Genomic DNA, 23,482 nt, shown 5'->3' on the forward strand with positions numbered 1-23,482 from the left:
AAGCGGGTTCTGCTTTGCACGCGTCCACTTGTCGCATCAGATTTCTGCTGGTGATCATCGCCCTCGGGGTCTGTCTGTCCCAGCCTGGATTTGCCGCTATCCAGCCGGTGGATGAGGGATGGCAGTATCGCTGGGGTGATTCCCCGTTTTTGCCTGATGGCACGCCATTGTGGATCCTTGAAGACTCTCCACAACACTGGCACGACATTGGTTTTCCATCGAACCCTCCTGGCCGCGATGGTCGTGAGCATGCCTGGTTCAGGGTGCAATTGCCGGAAGGTAGCTGGTACCAGCCTGTCCTTTATGTTTATAGCGTCGACATCATTGTGCAGGCCTGGTTTCGGGGTGAATTGCTCTATCAATATGGCACCTTTGACCAAGAGGGAAGGGGCGGTTTTGAGGGATGGCCCTGGCATGAAATACGGCTACCCGAGGATTATCAGGGAGAGACGCTCTATTTCCGGATATTCTCGAATTACACCGACATAGGGTTATGGGGGGAGGTCGGGATTACCGATCATGCCGATCTGACGGTATACCTCCTCGGGGGATCTGCTGAGGAACTGGTAGTCTCGGCATTGTCGGCTCTGATAGCTTTTCTGGCTCTGGTGTTCGCCGTAATCCAAAGGGGCCAGCGCAGTTTCGCCAGCATTGCTCTGTTTTCATTCCTGACCTCGGTGATGCTGTTGGCTGAGAGCCAGGCGAGCTTGTTGATTGCTTACAAACCTTTGTTGTGGGACTACCTCGCGGCCGGCTCTTACTACCTGATTCCTATGGCGTTGGCCTTGTTGTTGCGGCAATGGCTAGGCGCTGCACGTCCGGTGCTGATCAGCTGGCTGGTGTGGATTCATCTTGGATTGGCGGTGAGCGCCCTGGCCCTGGCGTTGGTCGGCGCGGTCGACCTTTCTTCGACCTTCCCGGTGTTTGATGTGTTGCTTCTGGTCTCGCTGGTGGTGATGGCTGGCGCTGTGTTGCCGCGCTTTCGTGTGCTGTTCGGGGAGCAGCAGGTGCTGGTGGTGGCTTGTGGTGGGCTGGCGGTGCTGCTGATTGTTGATATGGCCGTTGCTCACGGGTTCTTGCCCTGGGGCCGGGTGCCGGTGAGCTGGGGAGCGCTGGGTTTCTCGCTGGCGGTGGTCAGTATTTCGGTCTGGCACTACGGCAAGACCCAGAAAGAGCTCCAGCAACTGAACGTCCGGCTGGAACAGAAGGTTCGGGAGCGCACCGCCCGTGCTGAGTCGCTGGCAGAAAGAGAAGTCGCCAGGGCCCGCTTGTTGGCACTGGAAAGCAAGAAAAGCCAGAAACTGGCGGATGTGATTGCGGCTCTGCAGGATTGCGCCGGCATTGAGGAAGCGTTCGAGCCCCTGTTAAGAGCCATGCCGGAGCTCTACCTGCCCATGACCGGTTGTTTCTATCGAAGAGGCATCGATGGGCAGTACGACCGAGTGGTTCACTGGGGCGGTACCCCGGAGGATGTGTTCCCGGCGTCACTGGGGGGGAACCTGTCCGTCCTGACCGAAACCGTACTCCCGGTACGCAGTTACGATTTACCGGCTCAGATGTGCTTTTTCCTGCGGATAGAGTCTGCCCGCTCCGGCAATCGGCCTGAAGGGGTGTTGATGCTGGAGCGCCCGGACCTGCCGCCAGTGGTGAAAGACTATGGCATCGCAAGGGTGATTTCCTGGGTATACCAGTCGGTTGAGAAAATTAGCATTACCCTGTCTGGGCTGGCCTTGAGGGCTGAATTGCAACGATTCTCCTATGAGGACAGCCTGACCGGACTGAAAAATCGTCGCTACTTTGATGAGCTCTTTCGCCATGAGCGGGAAGTCTCGGCTCGTTCTGATCGGCCGCTATGCCTGCTGATTTTCGATATTGATCACTTTAAGCAGTTCAACGACTGTCACGGCCACGAGGCCGGCGATCAGGCGCTGAGAATGGTCGGTGACGTGCTCGCTACCTGTTTTCGCGGCAGTGATACCGTTTGCCGTTATGGTGGTGAGGAGTTTGCGGTGCTGATGCCCGGGGCATCCCTTGATGAGGCCCGGCAACGGGCCGAGCAACTGCGGGCGGCCATTTCGGCCGAGCCAGTGGAACATCGGGGTGAAAACCTGGGGAGCCTGACCATTTCAGCAGGCATTGCTTGCTGGCGGGAGAATTGTCCGGAGTTCGACGAGCTGTTCCGGGCCGCCGACCAGGCTCTGTACCAGGCCAAGGAAACGGGCCGCAACCGAGTAGTTGCGGCCTCGCTCTGACATCAATGCCAGATATTGCTGTCGATTTTTTCGTGCAGCTCAGGATAGTCCTTGGACTTGAAGTGCGGCACCAGGCCTTCCTTGCGCTGAGCCAGGTAATCTTTGGTCAGCTTCACAACCGTGCCGGACAACAGAACGATAGCAATCAGGTTGATGGTGGCCATCAGCCCCATGGATGCGTCCGCCGCATTGAATACCGTGACCACCGCTTCGTAGCCACCCCAGATCACCATGCCCAGCGCAGCGAGCCGCAACAGGGTCAAGCCCAGAGTGTTGCCGCCGCGCAGGTAGATCAAAGCGTTCTCGGCGTAGGTGTAATTGGCGACAATGGAGGTGAAGGCGAAGAACAGAATCGCGATGGCGATAAAGTAGCCCCCGAACTCACCCAGGTGTACTTCCATGGCCTGTTGGGTCAACTGGGTGCCGGTCACGCCGGAACCCGGCTCCAGAACGCCAGCCAACAGAATCATCACGGCCGTCGCCGTACAGACAATGATGGTATCGATAAAGACACCGAATGCCTGAACCAGACCCTGTGAAGAGGGATGATGCGGAGCCGGGGTTGCGGTCGCGGCAATGTTGGGTGCCGAGCCCATACCGGCTTCGTTGGAGAACAGGCCGCGTTTGATGCCATTCAGCATGGCAGCGGTAATGGAGCCTGCCGCGCCGCCGGCGGCCTCTTCCAGGCCAAAGGCACTTTTTACGATCAGCGCCAGAATGCCCGGGACTTCGGTAATGTTCATGGCCATCACGCCCAGCGCCAGGAGTACGTAGGCGCCGGCCATGAACGGCACGACAAACTCAGCGAAGCGAACGATCTTGCGCAGACCGCCAAAGATGACAATGCCGGCAAAAGCCGCGATGACCACGCCGACACCCAGCTTGGGCACACCAAAGGCGCCCTGCATGGCATCGGCAATGGAGTTGGCCTGTACGGCGTTGAAAACCAGGCCGAAGGAGATAATCAGGCAGACCGCGAAAATGGCCGCAGCCCAGGGCGCTTTCAGGCCTTTGGCAATGTACACCGCCGGGCCTCCCCGGTACTGGCCCTTGCCGTCGCGAACCTTGTACAGCTGGGCCAGAGTGCTTTCAGCGTAACCGGTGGCCATACCGACGAGGGCTACCATCCACATCCAAAAAATGGCACCGGCACCGCCCAGGTACAGGGCAACCGCAACCCCGGCAAGGTTACCGGTACCCACCCGGGAAGCCAGGCTGGTGCACAGGGCCTGGAACGGAGAAATCCCGTGTACGTCGCTTTCCCGGGAACCACGGATGGCGCGGACCATTTCGCCGAAATTGACGAACTGAAGGAAGCCCAGACGGATGGTAAAGAAGACACCTACGGCAAGCAGGCCATAGACGAGGACATAGCCCCAGAGGATCGAGTTGAGAAAATCAACAATTGCAGTCATGGCTAGACGCCTTGTGATTTGTGAATGAGAAGTAATCCGAGGCGAGGCAGTCTAGCACGGTGAAAAATCAAGCAGACTGCGGAAATCCGTGATTGCCGGGCAGCAAGGAATATGCTGTCCGGCCGCATTGCGGGGAGGGGTTCGCCGGTTCAGACCACCAGCACCGGGCACTTGGCCTGGGAGGCAACCCGGTGCGAGACGCTGCCCAGAAAGGTGCCGTCCTTGTCGCTGTTGGTGCCCTTGGTGCCCACTACAATCAGGTCGGCTTCCTTGTCCTGGGCAAATTTCACAATCACCTTCGAGGGCCGGCCGGCCTTGACGAAACCGCGTACCTTGGTGGCGCCATGCTCCTTGGCCAGCTCCTTGGCGTGGTTCACTACGCCTTTGGCATACTCAGACAGCACCTTGTCCGGGATGTCCATGTCGTCGGGCCGTCCGATAGACAACGACGCCTCAAACAGGCTGTGATGCTTGTAAACACAGAGGATGTAGATCTCGGCGTCCGGGATCAGTTTCTGCAGTTCAATGGCTTTATCCAGAGCCTTGAGTGAGGTTTTGGAACCATCCACAGCGGCCAGAATCCGTTTAAACATGTTGTTCTCCTTTCATCAGTGGCTGTGGATCTAGTCCCTGAACGCGATGTCACGCAGGAACAGGGCAATATCCGGGAAGGCGATGATCAGGCCGGCAGCCGCCACCAGCATGAAAATGAACGGAGGCGTACCCCGGATAACTTCCATGTAGGGCCGTTTGAAGATGGCAATGGCGGTGAAAATGTCGCAGCCAAAGGGTGGCGTGGCAGAACCGATGGCCACCTGCAGGGTAATCAGCACACCGACAAGCACCGGATCCAGCCCGGTGGCCTGAATGGCCGGCGCAAAGATCGGTGTCAGCACCAGGATAACCACGATGGGATCGACGAACATACAGGCGATGAAGAAAGCCACACAGATGGCAATCAGCACGCCCACAGGCCCGGCCTCGTTGACGCCCACCGCTTCCAGGATGGCCTGGGGAATCTGGGCAAAGGAAATGATCCAGGAGAAGCCATTACCCACGGCCACCAGAATGAACACCACAGCCGTGATCAGCCCGGTGGATTTGGCAATCTTGTAAATGTCGTTCAGTTTCAGTGACCGGAAGACCACAAACTCCAGCAGGAAGGCGTAGAGCACGCAGACTGCTGCTGCTTCTGTGGGGCTGAAAATACCGCCGTAGATACCGCCGACAATGATCACCGGGAACATCAGGGGCCAGGAGGCATCCCTGACTGACATCGCCCGTTCTTTCCAGCTGGCCTTGGCTTCCGTCGGAACATCGTTCTTGTAGGCGTAGATCAGGCAGTAGATCGAGAACATGAACAAAATCAGGATGCCCGGGCCGATACCCGCAATGAACAGCTCGGCAATGGAGGTTTCCGAGATGACCCCGTAGATGATCATGCCGATGCTGGGAGGGATCAGGAAGGCGATATCACTGGCGTTGATAATCAGAGCCAGCGTGAACGGATCGGAGTAGCCAGCCTTGAGCATTTTCGGGCGCAGCGGTGAGCCTACGGCAACCACGGTGGCCTGGGTTGAGCCAGACACCGCCCCGAACAGGGTGCACGAGGTGGCGGTACTGATGGCGAGGCCACCTTTGATGTGGCCGATAAAGGCCATGACCATATTGATCAGGCGGTCCGCAGACTGGCCCCGGGTCATGATATCGGCCGCCAGAATGAACATGGGTACCGCAATCAACGACGCTGGCCGGATGCCACCCATCATCTGCTGGATGAATGTGCCCATCTGCCCGAAGCCATCGAACATCATAACGAAGCCGATGACGGCAGCAGTGGTTAGCGGAATCATCATCGGGAAGCCCAGAAGCAGCAGCCCGATCATGACGATCATCATAATAGTTGCCATGGTGTGTCTTTCCTTAACCTATGGGTTCACGCTGCTTCAGACTTCGGTTTCAGTATCGGCGTAGCCATCCACCACACCCGTCGACAGGTACACGTCTTTGGTGGTGAAGTTCTTGATGGCGGTCAGCAGGTACTGGATGCCGGTAATGGCGAAACCGACAGGGGCCCAGATGTAAATCCACCAGATCTCAAAACCAAGCGCTGGCAAAATCCGACCTCGGCTGTACAGGGTCTGGATATACTCGAAGGAGTGATAGCACAGGAAAAACATGACCACGGAGGTAAACAGGGCGATGATGATCATCAGTACCTTGCGGCCCTTGGTCGGGAAGGCATCGTACATGGCGGACATGCGGATATGGCGGCCGTGCCGGGCGGCGTAGCCAATGCCCGCAAAGGTAATCAGAATGATCAGAATCCGGTTGATTTCACCGGAGAAAAACAGGCCCTCGCTGAACACGAAACGGGCAATAACATTGGCGTAGGTGTTTACCGCCATCAGAATCACGCCAGCGGCGAGCATGACGGCTTCAATTTTTGAAATCCAGACGTCAATCGTGCCCAGAAAGCCGGGCAAGCCGGACTCATAGTGACCGGTATCGTCTTCGATCTCCGGGGAATTCTCGGACATGGATTCTGCTCCAGAACATGTCGCTCCCGGCGGGAAGAATCCCCGGCGGGGCGGGGTTAAAGCTGGGTTGCCACCCGCCGGAGCGGGGGCAACCGTTTGGCGAGGTTCAGTCGCTCTGAACTTCTTTCAGATCTTCCTTGAACTGCTCCAGCAGCTCTTTACCACGCTCACCGGTCATTTCGATGAACTTCTCTTCCACCTGTGGTGCGCGGGCCTTGAAGGCTTCAATCTGTTCGTCAGTCAGACGGGTCACGGTAACTTCGTCGCTGTTGGACTGGATCTTTTCCAGGGCCTCGTCCGCCAGACCATCAATGTGCACGATGATTTCCTCGAAGGCGTAATCGGCGGCATCCTGAACCAGCTTCTTGTCCTCATCAGACAGGCCTTCGTAGAAGTTCTGGTTCGCCATCATGGCGGTGGTGAACCAGCCGTGGCCGGTGAATACCAGGTTCGGGGAAACCTCATACAGACCACCTGACTCAATCCAGAAAATCGGGTTCTCCTGACCCTGGATCATGTTGGTCTGCAACGCACCGTATACTTCACCCCATGGCAGCGGGGTTGGGGTAGCACCAAACGCAGAGTAGGTCTCGGACAGAAGCGGGTTGGTCATTACCCGGATCTTCTTGTTGTTGAAGTCTTCCGGAGAGGTCACCGGCTCATCAACGGTCACTACCATTTCCCCTTCCGGGTACATCTTCAGCAGCTCAAGACCTTTTTCAGAATACAGCTCCGGGAAGTCCTCATTGATGGCCTCACTCTCGCGGAAGAACTCGATCACGGTATCCATTTCGGTGGGCATGAGGTACGGGATAAAGAAGATCTGCGCTTCTGGGATCAGAGAGCCGGTAAAGCCAGGAGACTGGTTTACAAAGTTCAGGATACCGGCCTGGGTTTGTTCCATGATGTCGTCAGACTCACCCAGCTCACCGAAACGGTAAATCTGCAGGGTGTGGTCGGAATTCTCTTCAATGTATTCCTTGAACTTGTACGCGAATACGTCCTGAACGTCGCCTTCGTATTCTTCATGGGCGTAGCGCCAATTGGCGGCATTCACGGCATTTGCCGCGGTCAGGCCGGCAAATGCCAGCGCTGAAATACCAGCCAGTTTCCTGAATTTACTTGTGCTGCTCATCGGGTTGTCTCCGCTCGTTATTTTACGTTAATCCATTGTTACATTATTAAAGACTGGCAAATCAAAGCGGTTTTCGCAAGGAAACGGGGGAAATAAGCTGCACGCAAATAGCCGATTAAGCCAAATTGCAAGTGCATGAATTCAGGATGGATTCGGGTTTTCAACACACAGGAACAGGAACCTTCTGAACTCCTCTGCCACCCGCTGGACACTGTTTTCGAGCCGATGTCCGTCGGGTAGGACCAGGGCTTCAATCTGCTGCCTCCGGGCCAGCTCCAGAACCGGCATTACCGGTACCACATCGTCGTTCCAGCCGTGGATAATGCGAGCGTGGCGGGCGCCGATCACCGGGTTGGACTCCGGATAATCCGGTAGCGCCAGTGCCGGTGCCAGCATAAAACAGCCCCTGACCGGAGCCTGTTCGCTGGTCCGGGCGCAGACCCAGCCGCCCATGCTCGAGCCTGCCAGGATGGTCTGTTCGGGCCTTGCACCGGCAGCTGCCATGGCGTGGCGCATCTGCTCCAGGCGTTCGGCAGGGTCTTTAGTGCTGCGATGATCCACCGCCTCGGCATAAACGCCTGAAAACGTTTCAGCCACCGTTTTCAGGGCCTGGATCTTGGTACTGCCGGGGCCACTTTCCAGACCGTGGGAGAGAAAAACATGGAATGCCGGTTGAGCCATGATCAGGTTCTGCCTAGTTGATGGTTGCGTCGGAGTCGGTTTGCGGGGAACGGGTTTCGGCCAGGATATCCAGGGCCTGCCGGCGTTTGTCCGGGTCGTGGATATCAATGGTGAACATTAGTTCGTCCACCTGAATGTCGGTCAGCAGGTCGTCGAGTTGCCGGCGCAGGTCTTCACTGTTACCCATGATCTGCAGTTTCAGGAAGTCCCGCACGCCGGCCTCCTCGGCCGGATTCCAGAGTCCGTCCATGGATTCGACCGGCGGTCGCATCCACAGCGGCTGTCCGCGGAACAGGGCCAGAATGCGCTGGTAGCTGGTGGTGGCCAGATGCCGCGCTTCGTCCTTTGAGGTCGCGGGGATAGCGGGAATCGCCAGCATGGCGTAGGGCTGTCGCAGCTGCTCTGAGGGCTCGAAGTTCTCTCGATAGACCTTCAGGGCTTCCCGGTAGAGCCGCGGTGCGAAGTGGCCGGCGAAGGCATAAGGGAGGCCCCGCATCGCCGCCAGTTGTGCGCTGTACAGGCTTGAGCCCAGCAGCCAGATAGGAACATTGGTGCCAGCACCGGGAATGGCTTTCACCGGCTGACCCGGTTGCAGCGGCCCCAGCAGGTTCTGCAGACGGGCTACGTCTTCCGGGAATTGCTCGGCGCCCAGGCCATCCCGTCGCAGTGCCCGGGCAGTGACCGGATCGGTACCCGGCGCGCGGCCAAGGCCGAGATCGATTCGGCCCGGATAGAGACATGCCAGGGTACCGAATTGCTCGGCAATCACCAGCGGTGGATGGTTCGGCAACATGACACCGCCGGAGCCCACCCGGATCCTCCCGGTTTTACCAGCGATGTGCCCCACCAATACCGAGGTGGCGGAACTGGAAATCCCTTCCATATTGTGGTGCTCGGCCAGCCAGAAACGCTTGAAGCCCAGTGCCTCCGCATGCTGGGCGTAACGTACGCTGTTGGCCAGTGTCGTTGCCACGGAGTCGCCCTCGCGCACGGAGGCCAGTTCGAGCAGGGAGTAATCGGGTGTTCTGGGCATGGGGTTCCGGTACCTGTGAAGAAACAACGGAGTTCAGCGTTTCACAATGACGCCAGCGGACGGTTTCTTCAAGGGTCATGACGGGAGGGGCAGGAGCATCCGGTGGTGCCGGATGCTCCTGCAAGCACTCATTACGGTGCTGGCGTGTACATCTGAGTGGAGTACTCGCCTTGGGCGGGCTTGCTGAGGGTGACCTCTTCCTTGACGTAATCGACGAAGGATTGGGCATAGTCCAGGAAGGTATCCGTGGCTCGGCCATCCTCACTGACGGTTCCGAAGGTCAGGTAGCCGTCACGGCCAGCCGCGGTGAAGCTGTTGGTGACGACGTTCAGGGTTTCAGCGTCGGTCAGAGCGCGCCAGGTGGTTTCACTCCGGGGCCGAACTTCGATGTCGTAGAGGCGTTCGCCAGCAGGCCTGGTCATGTCGACGGTCCAGCGCAGACCGGCGGCATAGGGGTAGGCACCTGTGGAGCCGCCTTCAACGTGGGCGAAATCCACTGCTTCATTCAGCACCTGTCTGATTTCTGCTCCGGTCATGGTCAGATCGGTAAGGGTATTGGCGAACGGCAGCAGGTTGTAGGCATCACCAATGGTGATATCGCCCGCCAGAATGTCGGTGCGAACGCCGCCGGCGTTCTGGATCGAAACATCGGCATTCTTGCTCTGGAACAGGAAGGCCTGAGCCACCAGGTTCGGGATATCACCACCCCGGTTCGGGTCTTCGTTGGCGCAGGTGTCATCGCCGTATGGCCGGCCGGGAATTCGGGCCAGGCACAGGTCTTCTGATGCGGTACCGATGACCTGATTGCGGAAGCTGTCCAGCTGGTTGGCGTACGTGGCCAGGGTTTGAGCGCCGGTCGGGTCGTCCGTCACAAGGCTGAGTTGCGGGTCCGCCTCGATGGCTGCCCGAATGGCGGCCAGTTCCTCGCCTTGGGGTTGGTAGCCATCGTCGGTGCCGTCATCACGGATGATGGAGTTGCCCAGGAGCAGGTGTGGCGTTCCGGAGCAGGAGGAAACAGTGCCATTGTTTTCCCAGGTCACGCTCAGTTCACCCAACACACGGGAATACTGCCAGGCCTGGGCCACGCACACTTTGTCGCCGTCGGCATTGGTCACTTCGGTGGGGTAGGGGCCGGAGGCACTCAGGCCGTAGGCGTCAAAGTTGCCAAGCAGGGTGTGGGAATCTCCGCCGATAATGACATCCACTCCAGACAGGCGCTCGGCCAGTGCCAGATCGTTGGCATACTGGTAGTGGGTCAGCAGGATGATCTTGTCGATGCCTTGGTCGTTCAGCTCATCAATCATGGCCTGGGCGGTTTCGGTTTCGTCCAGAAACTCAGTGCTTGCCAGCGGGCTTGAGCTGTTGCGGGTTTTGTTGGCGATGTCGATGCCGATGATGGCCACCTGCTGGCCATCAATGTTCTTGATGGTGTATTGCTGGATGTAATCGTCCTGGGCCACCGGGGCCAATGGGGTGCCGATGGCCGGTTTGACGTTGGCCGCGAGAACCGCCGTGTTACAGCTGCCTGCCGCCAGGTAGTCGAGGAACTTCACCAGTCCTTCATCACCACGATCAAACTCGTGATTGCCCAGTGCAAAGGCATCAAAACACACCTGGTTCATCAGCTCGGCATCGGCCTCACCTTCGAAGGAGGTGAAGTACAGGGTGCCGGTCATGGCATCTCCGGCATGCAGCTTCAGTACATTGTCCAGTTCGGCGGTTCGTTCGTTGATCTTGGCGATCACCCGGGGGAAGCCGCCGGCGCTGAATTCGGTTTCTTCACCAGCGATATCCAGGGACTGTGAGCCCGCTTCCAGATGGGAGTGGTGGTCGTTGATATGCAAGATGTTAACGGTAAAGCGCTCGGTTTCCGTTGCGGGCGCGTCGTCGTTATCACTGTTACAGCCGGTCAGGGCAATCAGCGGGATTGCCAGCCAGAGTCCTTGTCGAATCATTACTCTATCTCCGTTGTGGGGGTTAGCGGCTGGTCAGCACGCGAATCAGGGCGATCAGGTCGTGATGGCTGATTCGCCCGTCACCGTCAATGTCGTAAGCCGGAGCCGTGGCTTTGCCGAACAGTATCGCCAGCACCAGGCGCGACAGGTCCCGGCCGTTAACGCGGCCATCGCCGTTCAGGTCGGCGCGGTCTGCCGGGGTTCTGGTATCGAGATTGAGGGCAACGATCACAGGGTCATGGTCAGAGGCCCGGTAAGCGTCGGGTGCGTAGAAGCTGGCCTGCTGCTCCGGGGTCTTGAACTCGGTGTTGTAGTCCAGGGCTCTGGGCTCGTCGGCATTGATCGGCCAGACGGTGGTGTCGGCAATTTTGCCGGCCAGGGCGGTATTGGCCAGAGCGTGGTCCAGATAGCCGGCCTGGCCATAGAACACGTAGGAATACGCCTGCTCGCCAACGTAGGTCGCCAGCAGATCGGTATAGCCGGCACTGGCCAGGGCGCGAATGGGGTCTTCTTTCGCGTAGGCGTTGAGGTCGCCGATGATTAACACATCCGGTTCGCCGGTTCCGGTGGCATCGTCTGCCAGCCAGGATGCCAACGCCTGGGCGGCCTGGGTCCGTACTGGATTCCAGCAGCTCTGACCATCGTTCTGGTCAGCGTTGCTGCCTTCGGCACTGCCGCAGCCTTTGGACTTGAAGTGGTTGACGGCAATGGTGACGCCATCGTCTGAATCCTTCAGCCGAAAGGTTTGTGCCAGGGGCTGGCGGTTCAACTGGTCAAAAGGAGCCGCGCTCAGAGTGGCGGCGGTGCCAACGATCTCGACACGGTCGGCGCGGTACAGCAGGCCAACGGCAATGTCATCATTGCCCAGTTGTGCCAGGCCGGGATCGACCCACTGCCATTCGGAACCCAGGGCCCTGGCAAGTTCGGCAATGGCACTGGTCTGGCCGTAGCCGTCATTCTCGATTTCCATCAGGCCGATGATGTCGGCATCAAGGGCGACCAGGGCACTGACCAGCTTCTCGGTCTGGCGGGCCAGTTCTTCCGGGTTGTCTGCGCCCCGCGCCGTCGGGAATCCGCCACCCATGCCGTCACCGTTGAAGAAGTTCAGCACGTTGAAAGAAGCCACCACCAGGTTACCGCGATCCTCAAGGCCGGGCTCGGTTACACGTGCATTTGCCTGGCTGAAGGACGGGCTCGCGGTCGGCTGCAGACGCCATTCCGAAAAACGGTAGTCGAGAACGCCGGCAAGATCCTGAACGGTGTCGCCAGCGCGCACGGTCTGGCTGGCGCTCAGTTGCGGTGTCGGGTAGGGCACGATGGCCGGGTTCTGGCGGTTACTGGCGTCGTCCAGGATAATCCGGTCCAGCGCATTCAGATCAGCCACCAGTGCGGCATCCGCTCCGGGCTCAGCGATACTGGTGGGGATAAAGTGGCGACCACTCCCGAGGGTCAGGCTGCCGTATCGGCCCAGGTCGTAGTTGTCGTTCACCACAAGAGGCGTGCTGAATTTTACCCGCATGGATTCAAAGGCTTCCGGAGCTGTTGCATCGGCCCAGGGCAGTGAAATATTCGTCGGTGGTGGAAGCTCCGAGGTGCCACAGTTTTCGGTACCGCCCAGATTGGTCAATTCGGTCAGGCCGTCGTATTCGGTCACTTCACCGGCAAGCCGCAGGCGCTGGCCGGGCTCGGCGTTCAGAGTTGGCGCATAGACAAACAGGCCTTCGGAGGTGGCGAGGTTGTCGTCGCGGTCTGAGGCTTTTTCCTCCACAAAGATGCCGCCAAGGCCATCGTTGGTGTTGAAGGTGGCTGTAACCACGGCCTCGATCACCACGTGCTGGCCGGCAACCGGGCTGATATCGCCTTCGCCCTGAATGTCCGAAATGCGGGTGGCGGGAGCGCCACAGGTCAGATCCGGCGCAGTCGGTGGCTGGTCCGGGTTATCGTCATCGTTGCCGGCGACGCCGAGATCGTCGAAGTTGTTCTGGGGAAAGCCGTCAAAGACCGTGGCCGGGTCGAAATCGTCGTAGGCATCGGTATCGGCCAGGGTGCCTGCACGGCGGCGCAGAGTGCGATCCTGGGTGCGGGTATCCCCGGACCCCCAGTAGCTGCCGGGGTCTGTACCGACCTGGCCGATACTGTCGGCAACCGTGCCGCCGTTCAGGAGCAGGACAGCGTCATCACCGTTGAACAGTCCGGCTCCGGTGGTTTGATCCGCCACAGCGAGAATGGCCGGGTCAGCAGCGCTATGCGCGAAAACGAAGTTGCTGCCCGGAGCAATCGAACCTTCCAGGTTGAAGGTTTGCCCGGGGGTGGCGCTGCCGTTGAAGAAAACCTGCAGCTCCCAGGGGGCAAGATCCACCACGGCGTCGCCGGTGTTGAGCAGTTCAATGGCTTTGTTGTTGCTGGAGCCTTCGACATACTCGCTGATGACCAGCGATGCCTGTGTTGTCGATGCCAGAAGGCCGCCGATGGCGGCTGCCAGCAGCGTTGGTTTCATCGTCATGGCACTGTCCTTGTTTCGGTTATGTTGTGTGTTTTGACACCACAATCTGACCGTGCTGTGTGACGATGACATGAGAGTTTTGTGAAGGATGCTTTGCCGGTTTGTGTCAATGTGGACAACGCTCCTGAGCAGTTTGGTAATCCAGTGCGTATACAGGGGATGTATCGACAGGAGGGCCGATGATGCGTTGGACAGTCTTGAAGTGTGTGAGTGTGCTTTTACTGTTAGGGTTGACGGTGCCTGCCGTTGCCCGGGATTGCCCGGATTTCCTGGACCACGAGCAGCGCAAGCTGCACTCCCGGGATTCGGTGAATCTGTGCGAGGTGGCTGCTGGCCAGCCGATGCTGGTGGTGAACACAGCCAGCCGTTGTGGTTATACCGGTCAGTTTGAAGGCCTGGAGGCCCTGCACCAGCGGTACAAGGATCGGGGGCTGACGGTCGTGGGATTTGCCAGTGATGACTTCCGGCAAGAGGCGGATTCCGAAGAAGAAGCCGCGAAGGTCTGTTTTGTGAACTTTGGCGTGAGTTTTACCATGATCGCGCCGAGCGCAGTGACCGGTGAGCAGGCCAATCCGGTGTTTCAGGAAATCAATCGCCAGAGCCAGCCGCCACGCTGGAACTTCACCAAGTATGTGATCGATGGTGACGGTAAGGTGACGGCCCGTTTCCCGAGCCAGGTGCGCCCCGAGGATGCCCGGTTGATTCAGGCCCTGGAATCGGTTCTGTAATCCCCGGCCGGTTTGCGGATAGCAGTCTATTCTGAAGGCAAAGGTTGTTCACCGCTCCGGGTGTAGTATGCAGTGTTTGGAAAAGGATGCCCTATGGCAGAAGCCCTGTTTGAATCCGTACGAAGCCAGATAGCACAGAATCTCTCGGCTACCCTGGACGCTCTCGCTGGCGGACAGACCGATTGGGTGGCCCTGGCCGGACATGTTCTCAGTCAACTGCTGATTTCGGTGATCTACCTCGGCATTCTGTTGCTGGTCTATGGCATTCTGATCAGCCTGATACGCCTTGTCGTTGGCAGCCGACGCAGCTCGAAGCCCTGGTTTGGTCAGTTGCGCACTGGCATCCGTTATCTGTTCGGGCTGGGCGGATTGCTGGTGATTATGGCGCAATTCGAGGCCTCGCCGGAGCTGTTGAAGGGCATGGCCAGGGCGGGCCTGATGGCGTTGGGCTTTTTTGTGGGCTGGCTGGCGATTGGTCGTCTGCTGCGGGAGACGATGAATCGCTACCGTCTGGAACCCTCCATCCGCCAATTGGTCGAGAATCTGTTCTCGGTGCTCACCGTTACCTTCGCGGCCGTTACGGTGCTGTCCCAGTTCGGTTTCGATGTGGTCTCCATCGTCGCGGGTCTGGGGATCGTGGGGATTGCCGTCGGGTTTGCGGCCCAGTCCACGCTGTCGAACTTTATTGCGGGTATTACGTTGCTGATTGAGCGCCCCTTCCGGATTGGCGATTGGGTCACCATCAACGGCCAGGATGGTAAGGTGGTGAAGATCGCCCTGCGGACCACCTGGCTGCGTACCCGGGACAATATCTTTACCATGATCCCGAACGATAACGTGGCGTCCTCGGAGATCATCAATTACAGCGCCGAAGGGGCGACGCGCCTGAACATTCCGGTTGGCATTGCCTATAAGGAGTCTGCCAAGGCAGCCCGGGACGTGATTATGCCGGTTCTGCTGGCGCACTCTGAAGTCTTGCAGGGGCCGGGTATGGAGCCGCGAGTGGTGGTCAAGACTCTGGGCAACTCTTCAGTCGATCTGGAGGTCAAGATCTGGATTACGCCGGACAATCTGGAGGTTCAGCCCAGAATTATGGCTGATGTGCTTGAGAAGATTAAGGAAGCCCTGGACGACGCGGACATTGAAATACCTTTCCCGCACCTGCAACTGTTCATAGATGATGCCAAAGGGCTTGCCCCGTTGGTGCAACCGTTTTACCCAAGGCCGACGGAACAAGGGAAAGGCCTGTCGTCGCCAGGAGACAATCATGAATGAGCCGTCCGGCTACTACGAGAGCAACACCACCCTGGCCCAGTATCTGGAGTTTCACTTCGGTGAAAGCTGGCATGGTGAAGCCAACTTTCCGAAAGAACTGGCCGATGCCGCGCTTGGAGCGCTGGATGGCCGCGCCAGCTGCCGGGCGTTGGATATCGGTTGTGCGGTAGGACGTACCTCGCTGGAGCTGGCCCGCCAGTTTGACCATGTCGATGGGGTCGATTATTCGGAAACCTTTATCGGCAAATGCCGTGAGGTGGTGCGGGAGGGGGTTGCGCGGTATGCGCGTCCCGAAGAGGGCGAGCTGGTCAGCTACCAGGAGCGGTCACTGGCAGCCCTGGGTCTGACCGAGGCTGCCCGCCGCGTGGCGTTCCATCAGGGCGATGCCTGCAAGCTCGGCGCTGATTACCGGGACTACGATCTGGTGCTGGCCGGCAACCTGATTGACCGTCTCTACAACCCATCCCTGTTTCTGGAACAGATCCATGAGCGTATCAATGCGCTGGGGCTGCTGGTGATTGCTTCACCCTATACCTGGCTGGAGGAGTACACACCCAGGCAGGACTGGCTCGGTGGTTTCCTGAAAGACGGTGAGCCATTCACCACCCTGGATGGTCTCAAGGCGGCGTTGTCCCCCCGTTTCCGCTTGCTGGCAGAGCCCCGGAGCCTGCCCTTCGTGATCCGAGAGACCCGCAACAAGTTCCAGCACAGTTTTTCGGAGCTCACAATCTGGGAGAAGTTGCCGGATTAGCGTGCCCTGTCACACAAGCGTCATCTCTTCCGGTTAGTGTGAAGGCTCATCAGGACGACATGCATTGTGTTGATGCATCGTGTGATTGCTTATGCCGGGGCTTGCCCCGGCTTTTTTATGGAGCCCGGTGTTCGCCGCTCCCTTCCCTTCTCAACGCCCGTTCACGCCGTCGCGCGGTTTCGCTGCGTTCCGATATGGTTTGCTGCACAAACTGTATGTGCTCCCCGGCGATGGCCCTGGCGTCTTCTTCCCGGCCTTCAACGATGGCGTTATACAGCTTCTGGTGCTGGTCCATCAGGCCCTGGCGGGTCTGAACCTCGCGGGAGTACATGCCACCGATGTTGGTGACAATGTTGTTCTTGAGCATGCTGAACAGGTTGCGCATGGTGTGCAGCAGCACCACGTTGTGGCTGGCTTCAGCAATAGCCATGTGGAAGCGGGCATCGGCAGCCCCTTCTTCTTCCAGATTGTGGGCAGTGGAATTCTGGTAGCAGGCGTGGAGCTCTTCCCAGGCTTTGCCCAGCCGTGCCAGATCCACTTCCGTGGCGCGTAGGGCCGCGTAGTAGGCGCAGTCACCCTCCAGTGTGCGACGGAACTCAAGCAAATCCCGGTGCGCTTCCGGGTGCTTTTCCAGCAGCGGAATGAGAGGGTCGCTGAAGCTGCTTCCCAGATTCTCCGCCACATAATTGCCGCCGCCCTGGCGGCTTTTCAGCAGGCCTTTGGCCGCCAGGCGTTGCACCGCCTCTCTGAGAGACGGGCGGGATACGCCGAATTGCTCCGCCAGCACCCGTTCCGGCGGCAGGCGCTGGCCCGGTTCCAGGGTTCCTTCCAGAATCATGGTCTCCAGTTGCTCGACAATGGTGTCGGCCAGCCGTCTGGGAGCAATCTGATTGATGGGCATGATGTCTCGCTTGTATGTCTAAAAAATTGGTCTTACCAATAAATCTTACCTCTGTCCACGCTTGTTTTTACAACAAAACCTCAACGCAATACGACTAATGTATGAGTGGGCAGTTTTGACACCACAAGGTCTGCTCAAATAACGTACTCGGCACAGGTTTGTAAATTGGTAATACCAATTATCCAAAAATAGAATCCAACAACAAGACCCTGGAGAACATGATGTCGTCCGGATTGCTCGCCCTGTTGGCGTTTACGCCTATTCTTCTTGCCGGAGTGCTGCTGATTGGCATGCGTTGGCCCGCCCGCCGTGCCATGCCCGTGGTATTTCTGGTTACCGCGCTGATTGGCTATAGCGCCTGGGATATGACCCTGAACCGTATCCTCGCTTCCACTCTGCAAGGGCTGGTAATCACCATCGGCCTGCTGTGGATTATCTTTGGCGCGATATTGCTGCTGAACACGCTGAAGCACTCCGGTGCCATCACCACGATTCGGGCCGGCTTTACCAACATCACCTCGGATCGCCGTATTCAGGCCATCATCATTGTCTGGCTGTTCGGCAGCTTTATCGAAGGTGCCTCTGGCTTTGGTACACCGGCCGCCATCGCCGCGCCCCTGCTGGTTGCGGTCGGTTTTCCGGCTATGGCGGCCGTCATGCTGGGCATGATGGTGCAGAGCACGCCGGTATCCTTTGGTGCTGTAGGTACGCCGATTGTGGTGGGAGTGACAACGGGTCTGGATCGGGCCAGCATTACCGAGCGACTGGAATCCCTGGGCTCCAACTGGGATACCTACCTGCAACTGATCACCTCGGAAGTGGCCATCACCCACGCCATTGTCGGTGTCGTTATGCCGGTACTGATGGTGACGATGATGACCCGCTTCTTCGGCAAGAATAAAAGCTGGAAAGAGGGGCTGGAGGTCCTGCCATTTGCGTTGTTTGCCGGCATCGCGTTTGTCGTGCCCTACGCCCTGACCGGGGTGATTCTGGGGCCGGAGTTCCCGTCTCTGCTGGGTGGCCTGATTGGTCTGGCGATTGTGACCACTGCCGCCAAAAAAGGCTTCCTGATTCCGAAGCGGACCTGGGATTTTGCCGACAGCAAAGACTGGCCCAGTGAGTGGCTGGGCAGCATTGAGATGAAACTGGAAGACATCGCCGCCAAACCGATGAGCGGTTTCCGGGCGTGGGTACCCTACGTGCTGGTCGGCGTGGTACTGGTGCTCAGCCGCACCGTTGAGCCGATCAAGCAAGCCTTCACCAGCGTTGGCGTGTCGTTCTCCAACATCCTGGGAGAAGCAGGTATTAATGCCGGGATCCAGCCACTTTACCTGCCGGGCGGTATTCTGGTGATGGTAGTGCTGGCAACTTTCTTCATCCACCGGATGAACCTGAAAGCGCTGAATTCGGCGGTGAAAGAATCCGGTGGCGTGCTGCTGAGTGCCGGTTTCGTGCTGCTGTTCACCGTGCCTATGGTGCGGATACTGATCAACTCCGGCGTTAACCTGTCGGACCTGCCGAGCATGCCGCTGGCCATGGCCACCTGGGCTGCCGATGCGGTTGGCGGCATTTACCCGTTGCTGGCCCCCACGGTGGGTGCGCTCGGTGCGTTCCTGGCCGGTTCCAATACGGTCTCCAACATGATGTTCAGCCAGTTCCAGTTTGGCGTTGCCGAGAGCCTTGGTTTGTCCACCGCACTGATGGTGGCGGTGCAGGCCGTGGGTGCTGCGGCAGGCAATATGGTGGCCATCCATAACGTGGTGGCAGCATCTGCTACGGTCGGGTTGCTGGGCCGTGAAGGTCAGACACTGCGCAAGACGGTGTGGCCGACCCTATACTACCTGGTGATGACCGGTTCGATTGCGCTGCTGGCCGCCTACGGCCTGGGGCTGACGGACCCGTTACTGAACTGAAAACACTGGGATAACCACAACGGGTGGCCGGCTGCTGGCCGGACCGCCCGGAGGCAATGACTGATGAGTGAGCTGTTTTACGACGCCGCCCCCAATGCCACCCGCGTGGCTCCTGAGCGCCCCAGGCCACGAATGTATCCGGCCAAGCCGGCCGAGGTCACTTTGTTCGGCACCTGCGTGGTGGATTTGTTCTTTCCCGAGGCCGGGCTGGATGCTATCCGCCTGCTGGAACGGGAAGGCATTCGCGTGCATTTTCCAGACGAACAATCCTGCTGCGGTCAGCCGGCCTGGACCTCCGGCTACGTGAACGAGGCCCGGGAGGTGGCGCGGGCACAGCTCAATTTACTCGACAACGGCTTGCCGGTGGTGGTGCCGTCCGGATCCTGTGCCGGTATGTTCCGACAGCATTACCGGGAAGTCTTTGCAGAAGAACCAGATACCCTTAAACGTGTGGAAGATCTGGCTGAACGAACGTTCGAGCTGACCGAGTTTCTGCTGCATGTATGCAAGGTGGACTGGCAGGATCTCGGCCAGCCCACACAGATTGCCTTGCACACCTCCTGTTCCGCCCGCAGGGAAATGAACACCCACCTGCACGCGCGGGAGTTGCTGGGCAAGCTGGCGAATGTCGAGCGGCTGGACCACGATCATGAAAGCGAATGCTGCGGCTTTGGTGGCACCTTCTCTGTGCGCATGCCCGAAGTGTCCGGGGCCATGGTGCTCGACAAAACCCGTTCGTTGCGGGAATCCGGTGCAGCGGAAATGGTAACCGCTGATGGCGGCTGCCTGCTCAACATCAACGGCTCCCTGGAAAAACAGAAACAGACGTTCCGGGGCCGGCATCTGGCCAGCTTTCTTTGGGAGCGGGTGAGTGGAGAGGTGAAATCATGAGCCAGCGTATACCGGTAAAAGAACTCACCGACAGCTTCCGTGGCCGCGCGGTGGGCGCCCTGGCCGACGACCAGCTGCGCACCAACTTCCGCGTCGCCATGGACTCGCTGATGAAGAAGCGGGCCGATGCCTTTCCGGACGAGGAGGAGCGTGAGGGCCTGCGGGAACTCGGCAACCACATCAAGGCCCGGGCGCTGTCCCGGTTGCCGGATTTGCTTGAACAACTGGAAACCAGGCTGACCGCCAACGGTGTCAAGGTCCACTGGGCGGAGACTAACGAAGAGGCCAACCGGATTGTCCACTCCATCATTGAGGCGAAGCAGGGTTCTCAGGTGGTGAAGGGTAAATCCATGGTCAGCGAAGAAATGGAAATGAACGACTACCTGGCCGAACGCCACATCGAGTGCCTGGAGTCGGACATGGGCGAGTATATCGTCCAACTGGATGGTGAAAAGCCCTCCCACATCATCATGCCCGCGATTCACAAGAACCGCTTTCAGGTCTCCAGACTGTTCCACGACAAACTGGGCGTGGATGAGACCGAGGATGTGAACGAACTGATCCAGATTGGTCGCCGCACCCTGCGCCAGAAATTCCTTGAAGCGGATGTCGGGGTCTCCGGCGTCAACTTCGCCATTGCCGAAACCGGCACCTTGCTGCTGGTGGAGAACGAAGGCAATGGCCGCATGAGCACCACGGCGCCGCCAGTGCACATTGCCGTCACCGGCATCGAAAAAGTGGTGGAGAACCTGCGGGACGTGGTGCCTCTGTTGTCGCTGCTCACCCGTTCCGCGTTGGGTCAGCCGATCACTACTTACGTGAACATGATTTCCGGCCCGCGCAAGGCGGATGAGCTGGATGGTCCGGAAGAAGTGCATCTGGTTCTGCTGGACAATGGCCGCAGTGGTGCTTTCGCCGATGCCCAACTGCGCCAGACGTTGAACTGTATCCGCTGCGGTGCGTGCATGAACCACTGCCCGGTCTATACCCGTGTGGGTGGCCACACCTACGGTGAGGTTTATCCGGGGCCGATCGGCAAGATTATTACGCCGCATATGGTCGGGTTGCACAAGGTACCGGACCACCCCAGCGCGTCTTCATTGTGTGGCGCCTGTGGTGAGGTTTGTCCGGTGAAGATTCCGATCCCGGAAATGCTGCAGCGCTTGCGTCAGGAAAACGTGAAAAGCCCCGCCGAACAGCCGAAAGTTAAAGATGGCGGCGCCAAGTATTCCCGCAAGGAGCGGGCAATCTGGCGCTTCTGGGCCAGCCTGAATACGTCGCCGGTGTTTTACCGCCTGTTCCTGTGGGGCGCGACCCGTTTTGGCAAACTGGCACCGAAAAACGTCGGCCCCTGGACCGAGAACCACTCGGCGCCGGTACCGGCCCGGCGGTCTTTGCATGATCTGGCCAAAGCCCATTTGAATCAGGGAGACCGGTGATGAGTGCCCGCAGCAATATTCTCAACAAGCTCCGTGCCGGTCTGGCCGGCACCACGCCCCGGCCGGACGATTTCGATGAGGCTCTGGTGACCCGCCCCTGGCAGTATGCGCCGGAGGACCGGATTACCCGACTGCGCTCCCTGATGGAAGCGGTGCACACCGAAATCCACCAGTTGACGACCGAGCAATGGCCCTCAAAGGTTCAGGAATTGCTGGAGAGCCGCGGCCTGAAGAATGTGCTTTATGCCCCGGGTACCGAGCACGGCAAGCAGCTGGCGGAGCACTGGCAGCGTGCGGAGCCCAGACCGGAGCTGTTGGTCTATGACCGCCCCATTGAGGAATGGAAAGAGGAACTGTTCTGGCAGGTGGATGCCAGCGTGACGGGCACGGTGGGCGGGATTGCTGCCACCGGTTCACTGGTACTGTGGCCGGATCGTCACGAACCGCGGCTGATGAGTCTTCTGCCGCCGTTGCATATCGCGTTGCTCAAGGCGAGTGAGGTGGAAGACAACCTGTATGGGATGATGCAGAAGCACAACTGGTCCGCGGGTCTGCCCACGAACCTGTTGCTGGTCTCTGGTCCGTCCAAGACGGCGGACATCGAGCAGGTGCTTGCCTATGGGGCCCATGGCCCCAAGGAGCTAGTGGTCCTCATCCTTGAGGACGGCTGATCAGAGTTCCTTGATCGCGCTGGTGGTGGCTTGCAGGACTTCCTTGGCGTCGCCCTTCACCATCAGGCTGTTGTCGCGAATGAACAGACCGTTGGGAATGCCGGCGAAGCCAGCGGACAGGCTGCGCTTGACCACCACCACCGTTTTCGCCTTGTGCACGTCCAGTATGGGCATGCCGAAGATGGGCGAGTTGGGGTCTTCGGCGGCGGCCGGGTTCACCACGTCATTGGCGCCGAGCACGATGGCCACATCCGCCTGCGGCAGTTCCGGGTTGATGGCGTCCATGTCTTTCAACTGGTCATAAGGGATTTCAGCTTCGGCCAGCAGCACGTTCATGTGCCCTGGCATCCGGCCTGCCACCGGGTGAATCGCGTAACTGACCTTGGCACCACGGCCCTCAAGCTGGTTGGCGAGTTCTTTCACCGCATGCTGTGCCTGAGCCACCGCTAGGCCGTATCCGGGCACCATGACCACTTTACGGGCACCATCGAGCAGCAGAGCCAGGTCGTCAGGGGTGGCGTATTTCACCTTGCCATCGTAGAACTCCCCTTCATCCTGCTGGCTCGCCGTGCTGTCTGATCCGCCCAGTACACCGCCGAACAGAACGTTGGGCAGGGACCGGTTCATGGCCTTGCACATGATGGCGGTCAGAATCAGCCCGGAAGCACCCACCAGGGAACCGGTAATGATCAACCCCTGGTTGCCCAGCACGAATCCGGTGGCCGCGCCCGCCAGGCCGGAATAGGCGTTAAGCAGGGCGACGACGACCGGCATGTCGGCACCACCGATAGGCTGGACCAGACCAATGCCAAGCAGCAGGCAGAGCCCTACGAGGGCCGCGAGGGCCAGCGGGCTGGTGCTGCCGCTGGTGGCAAACAGCACCGCTCCGGCGACGGCGGCAATCAGCGTAACCAGCGTGACACTGTGCCACAGGCGATTGTTCCGGCTGTCGCCAATATTCCCCTTGAGTTTCAGAACGGCTACCACCGACCCGGTCAGAGTGACCGAGCCGATGACGATGGAGGCCAGAATCGCGGCGGTCCAGCCGCCACTGCCGGCACCGGTGGCATTAACCGCGTGCATCCAGGTGCTGGCGGCCACTGCAACGGAGGCGCCCCCGCCGATACCGTTCAGGCTCGCCACCAGTTCCGGCATTTCCGTCGTTGCGGTCCGTTTTGCGAGCCAGACGCCGATCGCGCCGCCCAGCAGCATGCCAGCGATGATGGCCGCGTAGCTGATGATTTCCTGGTGCAACAGGGCGGCGACGACCGCAATCAGCATCCCGATGGCGGCCAGCTGGTTACCACGTACGGCCGTTTTCGGGCGGGTCATGCCCTTGATGCCGAGAATGAAGCAGACAGCAGCTGCAAGGTAAGACAGGTTGATCAATGCAAACATG

At 59.1% G+C, this 23,482-nt stretch carries 19 protein-coding genes; 8 read left to right on the forward strand and 11 right to left on the reverse strand.

The window, feature by feature from the left end; all coding sequences use genetic code 11:
• Positions 1–14: 14 nt before the first annotated feature.
• Entirely contained in the window at positions 15–2,252 is a 2,238-nt protein-coding gene (locus tag C7436_RS13910) for a GGDEF domain-containing protein (RefSeq protein ID WP_228198146.1), read from the forward strand.
• Between the two features lie 2 nt (positions 2,253–2,254).
• Here C7436_RS13910 and C7436_RS13915 read toward each other — a convergent pair whose 3' ends face one another.
• The 9 genes from C7436_RS13915 to C7436_RS13955 all read right to left on the reverse strand — a co-directional run bounded on the left by C7436_RS13915 (position 2,255) and on the right by C7436_RS13955 (position 13,508).
• Positions 2,255–3,667: an alanine/glycine:cation symporter family protein gene (locus tag C7436_RS13915; RefSeq protein WP_011783903.1), complete on the reverse strand. Its 1,413-nt coding sequence runs from the start codon at positions 3,665–3,667 to the stop codon at positions 2,255–2,257.
• Positions 3,668–3,816: 149 nt separating this feature from the next.
• Positions 3,817–4,260 (reverse strand): universal stress protein, encoded by a 444-nt coding sequence (locus C7436_RS13920; protein WP_011783904.1) that lies wholly within the window; start codon positions 4,258–4,260, stop codon positions 3,817–3,819.
• Between the two features lie 30 nt (positions 4,261–4,290).
• Positions 4,291–5,577, reverse strand: coding sequence for a TRAP transporter large permease (locus tag C7436_RS13925; RefSeq protein ID WP_011783905.1), 1,287 nt, complete (start codon positions 5,575–5,577; stop codon positions 4,291–4,293).
• A 36-nt stretch (positions 5,578–5,613) separates the two neighbouring features.
• A complete protein-coding gene (locus C7436_RS13930) occupies positions 5,614–6,207 on the reverse strand; it encodes a TRAP transporter small permease (RefSeq protein ID WP_121208190.1) in 594 nt (197 codons plus the stop codon).
• A 106-nt stretch (positions 6,208–6,313) separates the two neighbouring features.
• Positions 6,314–7,342 carry a TRAP transporter substrate-binding protein gene (locus C7436_RS13935; RefSeq protein WP_011783907.1) on the reverse strand — a complete coding sequence of 343 codons (1,029 nt, stop codon included), beginning with the start codon at positions 7,340–7,342 and terminating at the stop codon, positions 6,314–6,316.
• Between the two features lie 141 nt (positions 7,343–7,483).
• Complete coding sequence (locus C7436_RS13940; RefSeq protein WP_011783908.1) at positions 7,484–8,023, reverse strand: YqiA/YcfP family alpha/beta fold hydrolase; 540 nt, start codon at positions 8,021–8,023, stop codon at positions 7,484–7,486.
• A 13-nt stretch (positions 8,024–8,036) separates the two neighbouring features.
• Positions 8,037–9,056: an LLM class flavin-dependent oxidoreductase gene (locus tag C7436_RS13945; protein ID WP_011783909.1), complete on the reverse strand. Its 1,020-nt coding sequence runs from the start codon at positions 9,054–9,056 to the stop codon at positions 8,037–8,039.
• A gap of 131 nt (positions 9,057–9,187) precedes the next feature.
• Complete coding sequence (nadN, locus tag C7436_RS13950) at positions 9,188–11,011, reverse strand: NAD nucleotidase (RefSeq protein ID WP_121208191.1); 1,824 nt, start codon at positions 11,009–11,011, stop codon at positions 9,188–9,190.
• A 22-nt stretch (positions 11,012–11,033) separates the two neighbouring features.
• Complete coding sequence (locus C7436_RS13955) at positions 11,034–13,508, reverse strand: ExeM/NucH family extracellular endonuclease (RefSeq protein WP_228198155.1); 2,475 nt, start codon at positions 13,506–13,508, stop codon at positions 11,034–11,036.
• Positions 13,509–13,693: 185 nt separating this feature from the next.
• Between C7436_RS13955 and C7436_RS13960 the strand changes: the two genes are divergently transcribed.
• From C7436_RS13960 to C7436_RS13970, 3 genes are all read left to right on the forward strand, one after another.
• Positions 13,694–14,242 (forward strand): glutathione peroxidase, encoded by a 549-nt coding sequence (locus C7436_RS13960; protein ID WP_121208193.1) that lies wholly within the window; start codon positions 13,694–13,696, stop codon positions 14,240–14,242.
• 93 nt (positions 14,243–14,335) lie between these two features.
• Positions 14,336–15,517, forward strand: coding sequence for a mechanosensitive ion channel family protein (locus C7436_RS13965; protein WP_121208194.1), 1,182 nt, complete (start codon positions 14,336–14,338; stop codon positions 15,515–15,517).
• Entirely contained in the window at positions 15,510–16,268 is a 759-nt protein-coding gene (locus tag C7436_RS13970) for a putative 4-mercaptohistidine N1-methyltransferase (protein ID WP_022993343.1), read from the forward strand. Before C7436_RS13965 ends, C7436_RS13970 begins: the two co-directional genes overlap by 8 nt.
• 115 nt (positions 16,269–16,383) lie before the next feature.
• On the opposite strand, the gene C7436_RS13975 is transcribed toward C7436_RS13970, so the two are convergent.
• Positions 16,384–17,169, reverse strand: coding sequence for an FCD domain-containing protein (locus C7436_RS13975; RefSeq protein WP_113879533.1), 786 nt, complete (start codon positions 17,167–17,169; stop codon positions 16,384–16,386).
• 221 nt (positions 17,170–17,390) lie between these two features.
• On the opposite strand from C7436_RS13975, the gene C7436_RS13980 reads away from it, so the two are divergent.
• The 4 genes from C7436_RS13980 to C7436_RS13995 all read left to right on the forward strand — a co-directional run bounded on the left by C7436_RS13980 (position 17,391) and on the right by C7436_RS13995 (position 22,083).
• Positions 17,391–19,082 carry an L-lactate permease gene (locus C7436_RS13980; protein WP_121208195.1) on the forward strand — a complete coding sequence of 564 codons (1,692 nt, stop codon included), beginning with the start codon at positions 17,391–17,393 and terminating at the stop codon, positions 19,080–19,082.
• A gap of 63 nt (positions 19,083–19,145) precedes the next feature.
• The gene (locus C7436_RS13985) at positions 19,146–19,973 is read left to right on the forward strand and encodes a (Fe-S)-binding protein (RefSeq protein ID WP_121208196.1); all 828 of its coding nucleotides are present in this window, start codon (positions 19,146–19,148) and stop codon (positions 19,971–19,973) included.
• Positions 19,970–21,412: a LutB/LldF family L-lactate oxidation iron-sulfur protein gene (locus C7436_RS13990; protein WP_121208197.1), complete on the forward strand. Its 1,443-nt coding sequence runs from the start codon at positions 19,970–19,972 to the stop codon at positions 21,410–21,412. Before C7436_RS13985 ends, C7436_RS13990 begins: the two co-directional genes overlap by 4 nt.
• Positions 21,412–22,083 (forward strand): LutC/YkgG family protein, encoded by a 672-nt coding sequence (locus tag C7436_RS13995; protein WP_022993338.1) that lies wholly within the window; start codon positions 21,412–21,414, stop codon positions 22,081–22,083. The genes C7436_RS13990 and C7436_RS13995 overlap by 1 nt, the downstream gene beginning before the upstream one ends.
• Here C7436_RS13995 and C7436_RS14000 read toward each other — a convergent pair whose 3' ends face one another.
• Entirely contained in the window at positions 22,084–23,481 is a 1,398-nt protein-coding gene (locus C7436_RS14000; protein ID WP_023010720.1) for an NAD(P)(+) transhydrogenase (Re/Si-specific) subunit beta, read from the reverse strand.
• Between the last annotated feature and the right edge of the window lies 1 nt (position 23,482).

The sequence above is a fragment of the Marinobacter nauticus genome, from assembly GCF_003634635.1.
GTDB classification, from domain to species: domain Bacteria; phylum Pseudomonadota; class Gammaproteobacteria; order Pseudomonadales; family Oleiphilaceae; genus Marinobacter; species Marinobacter nauticus.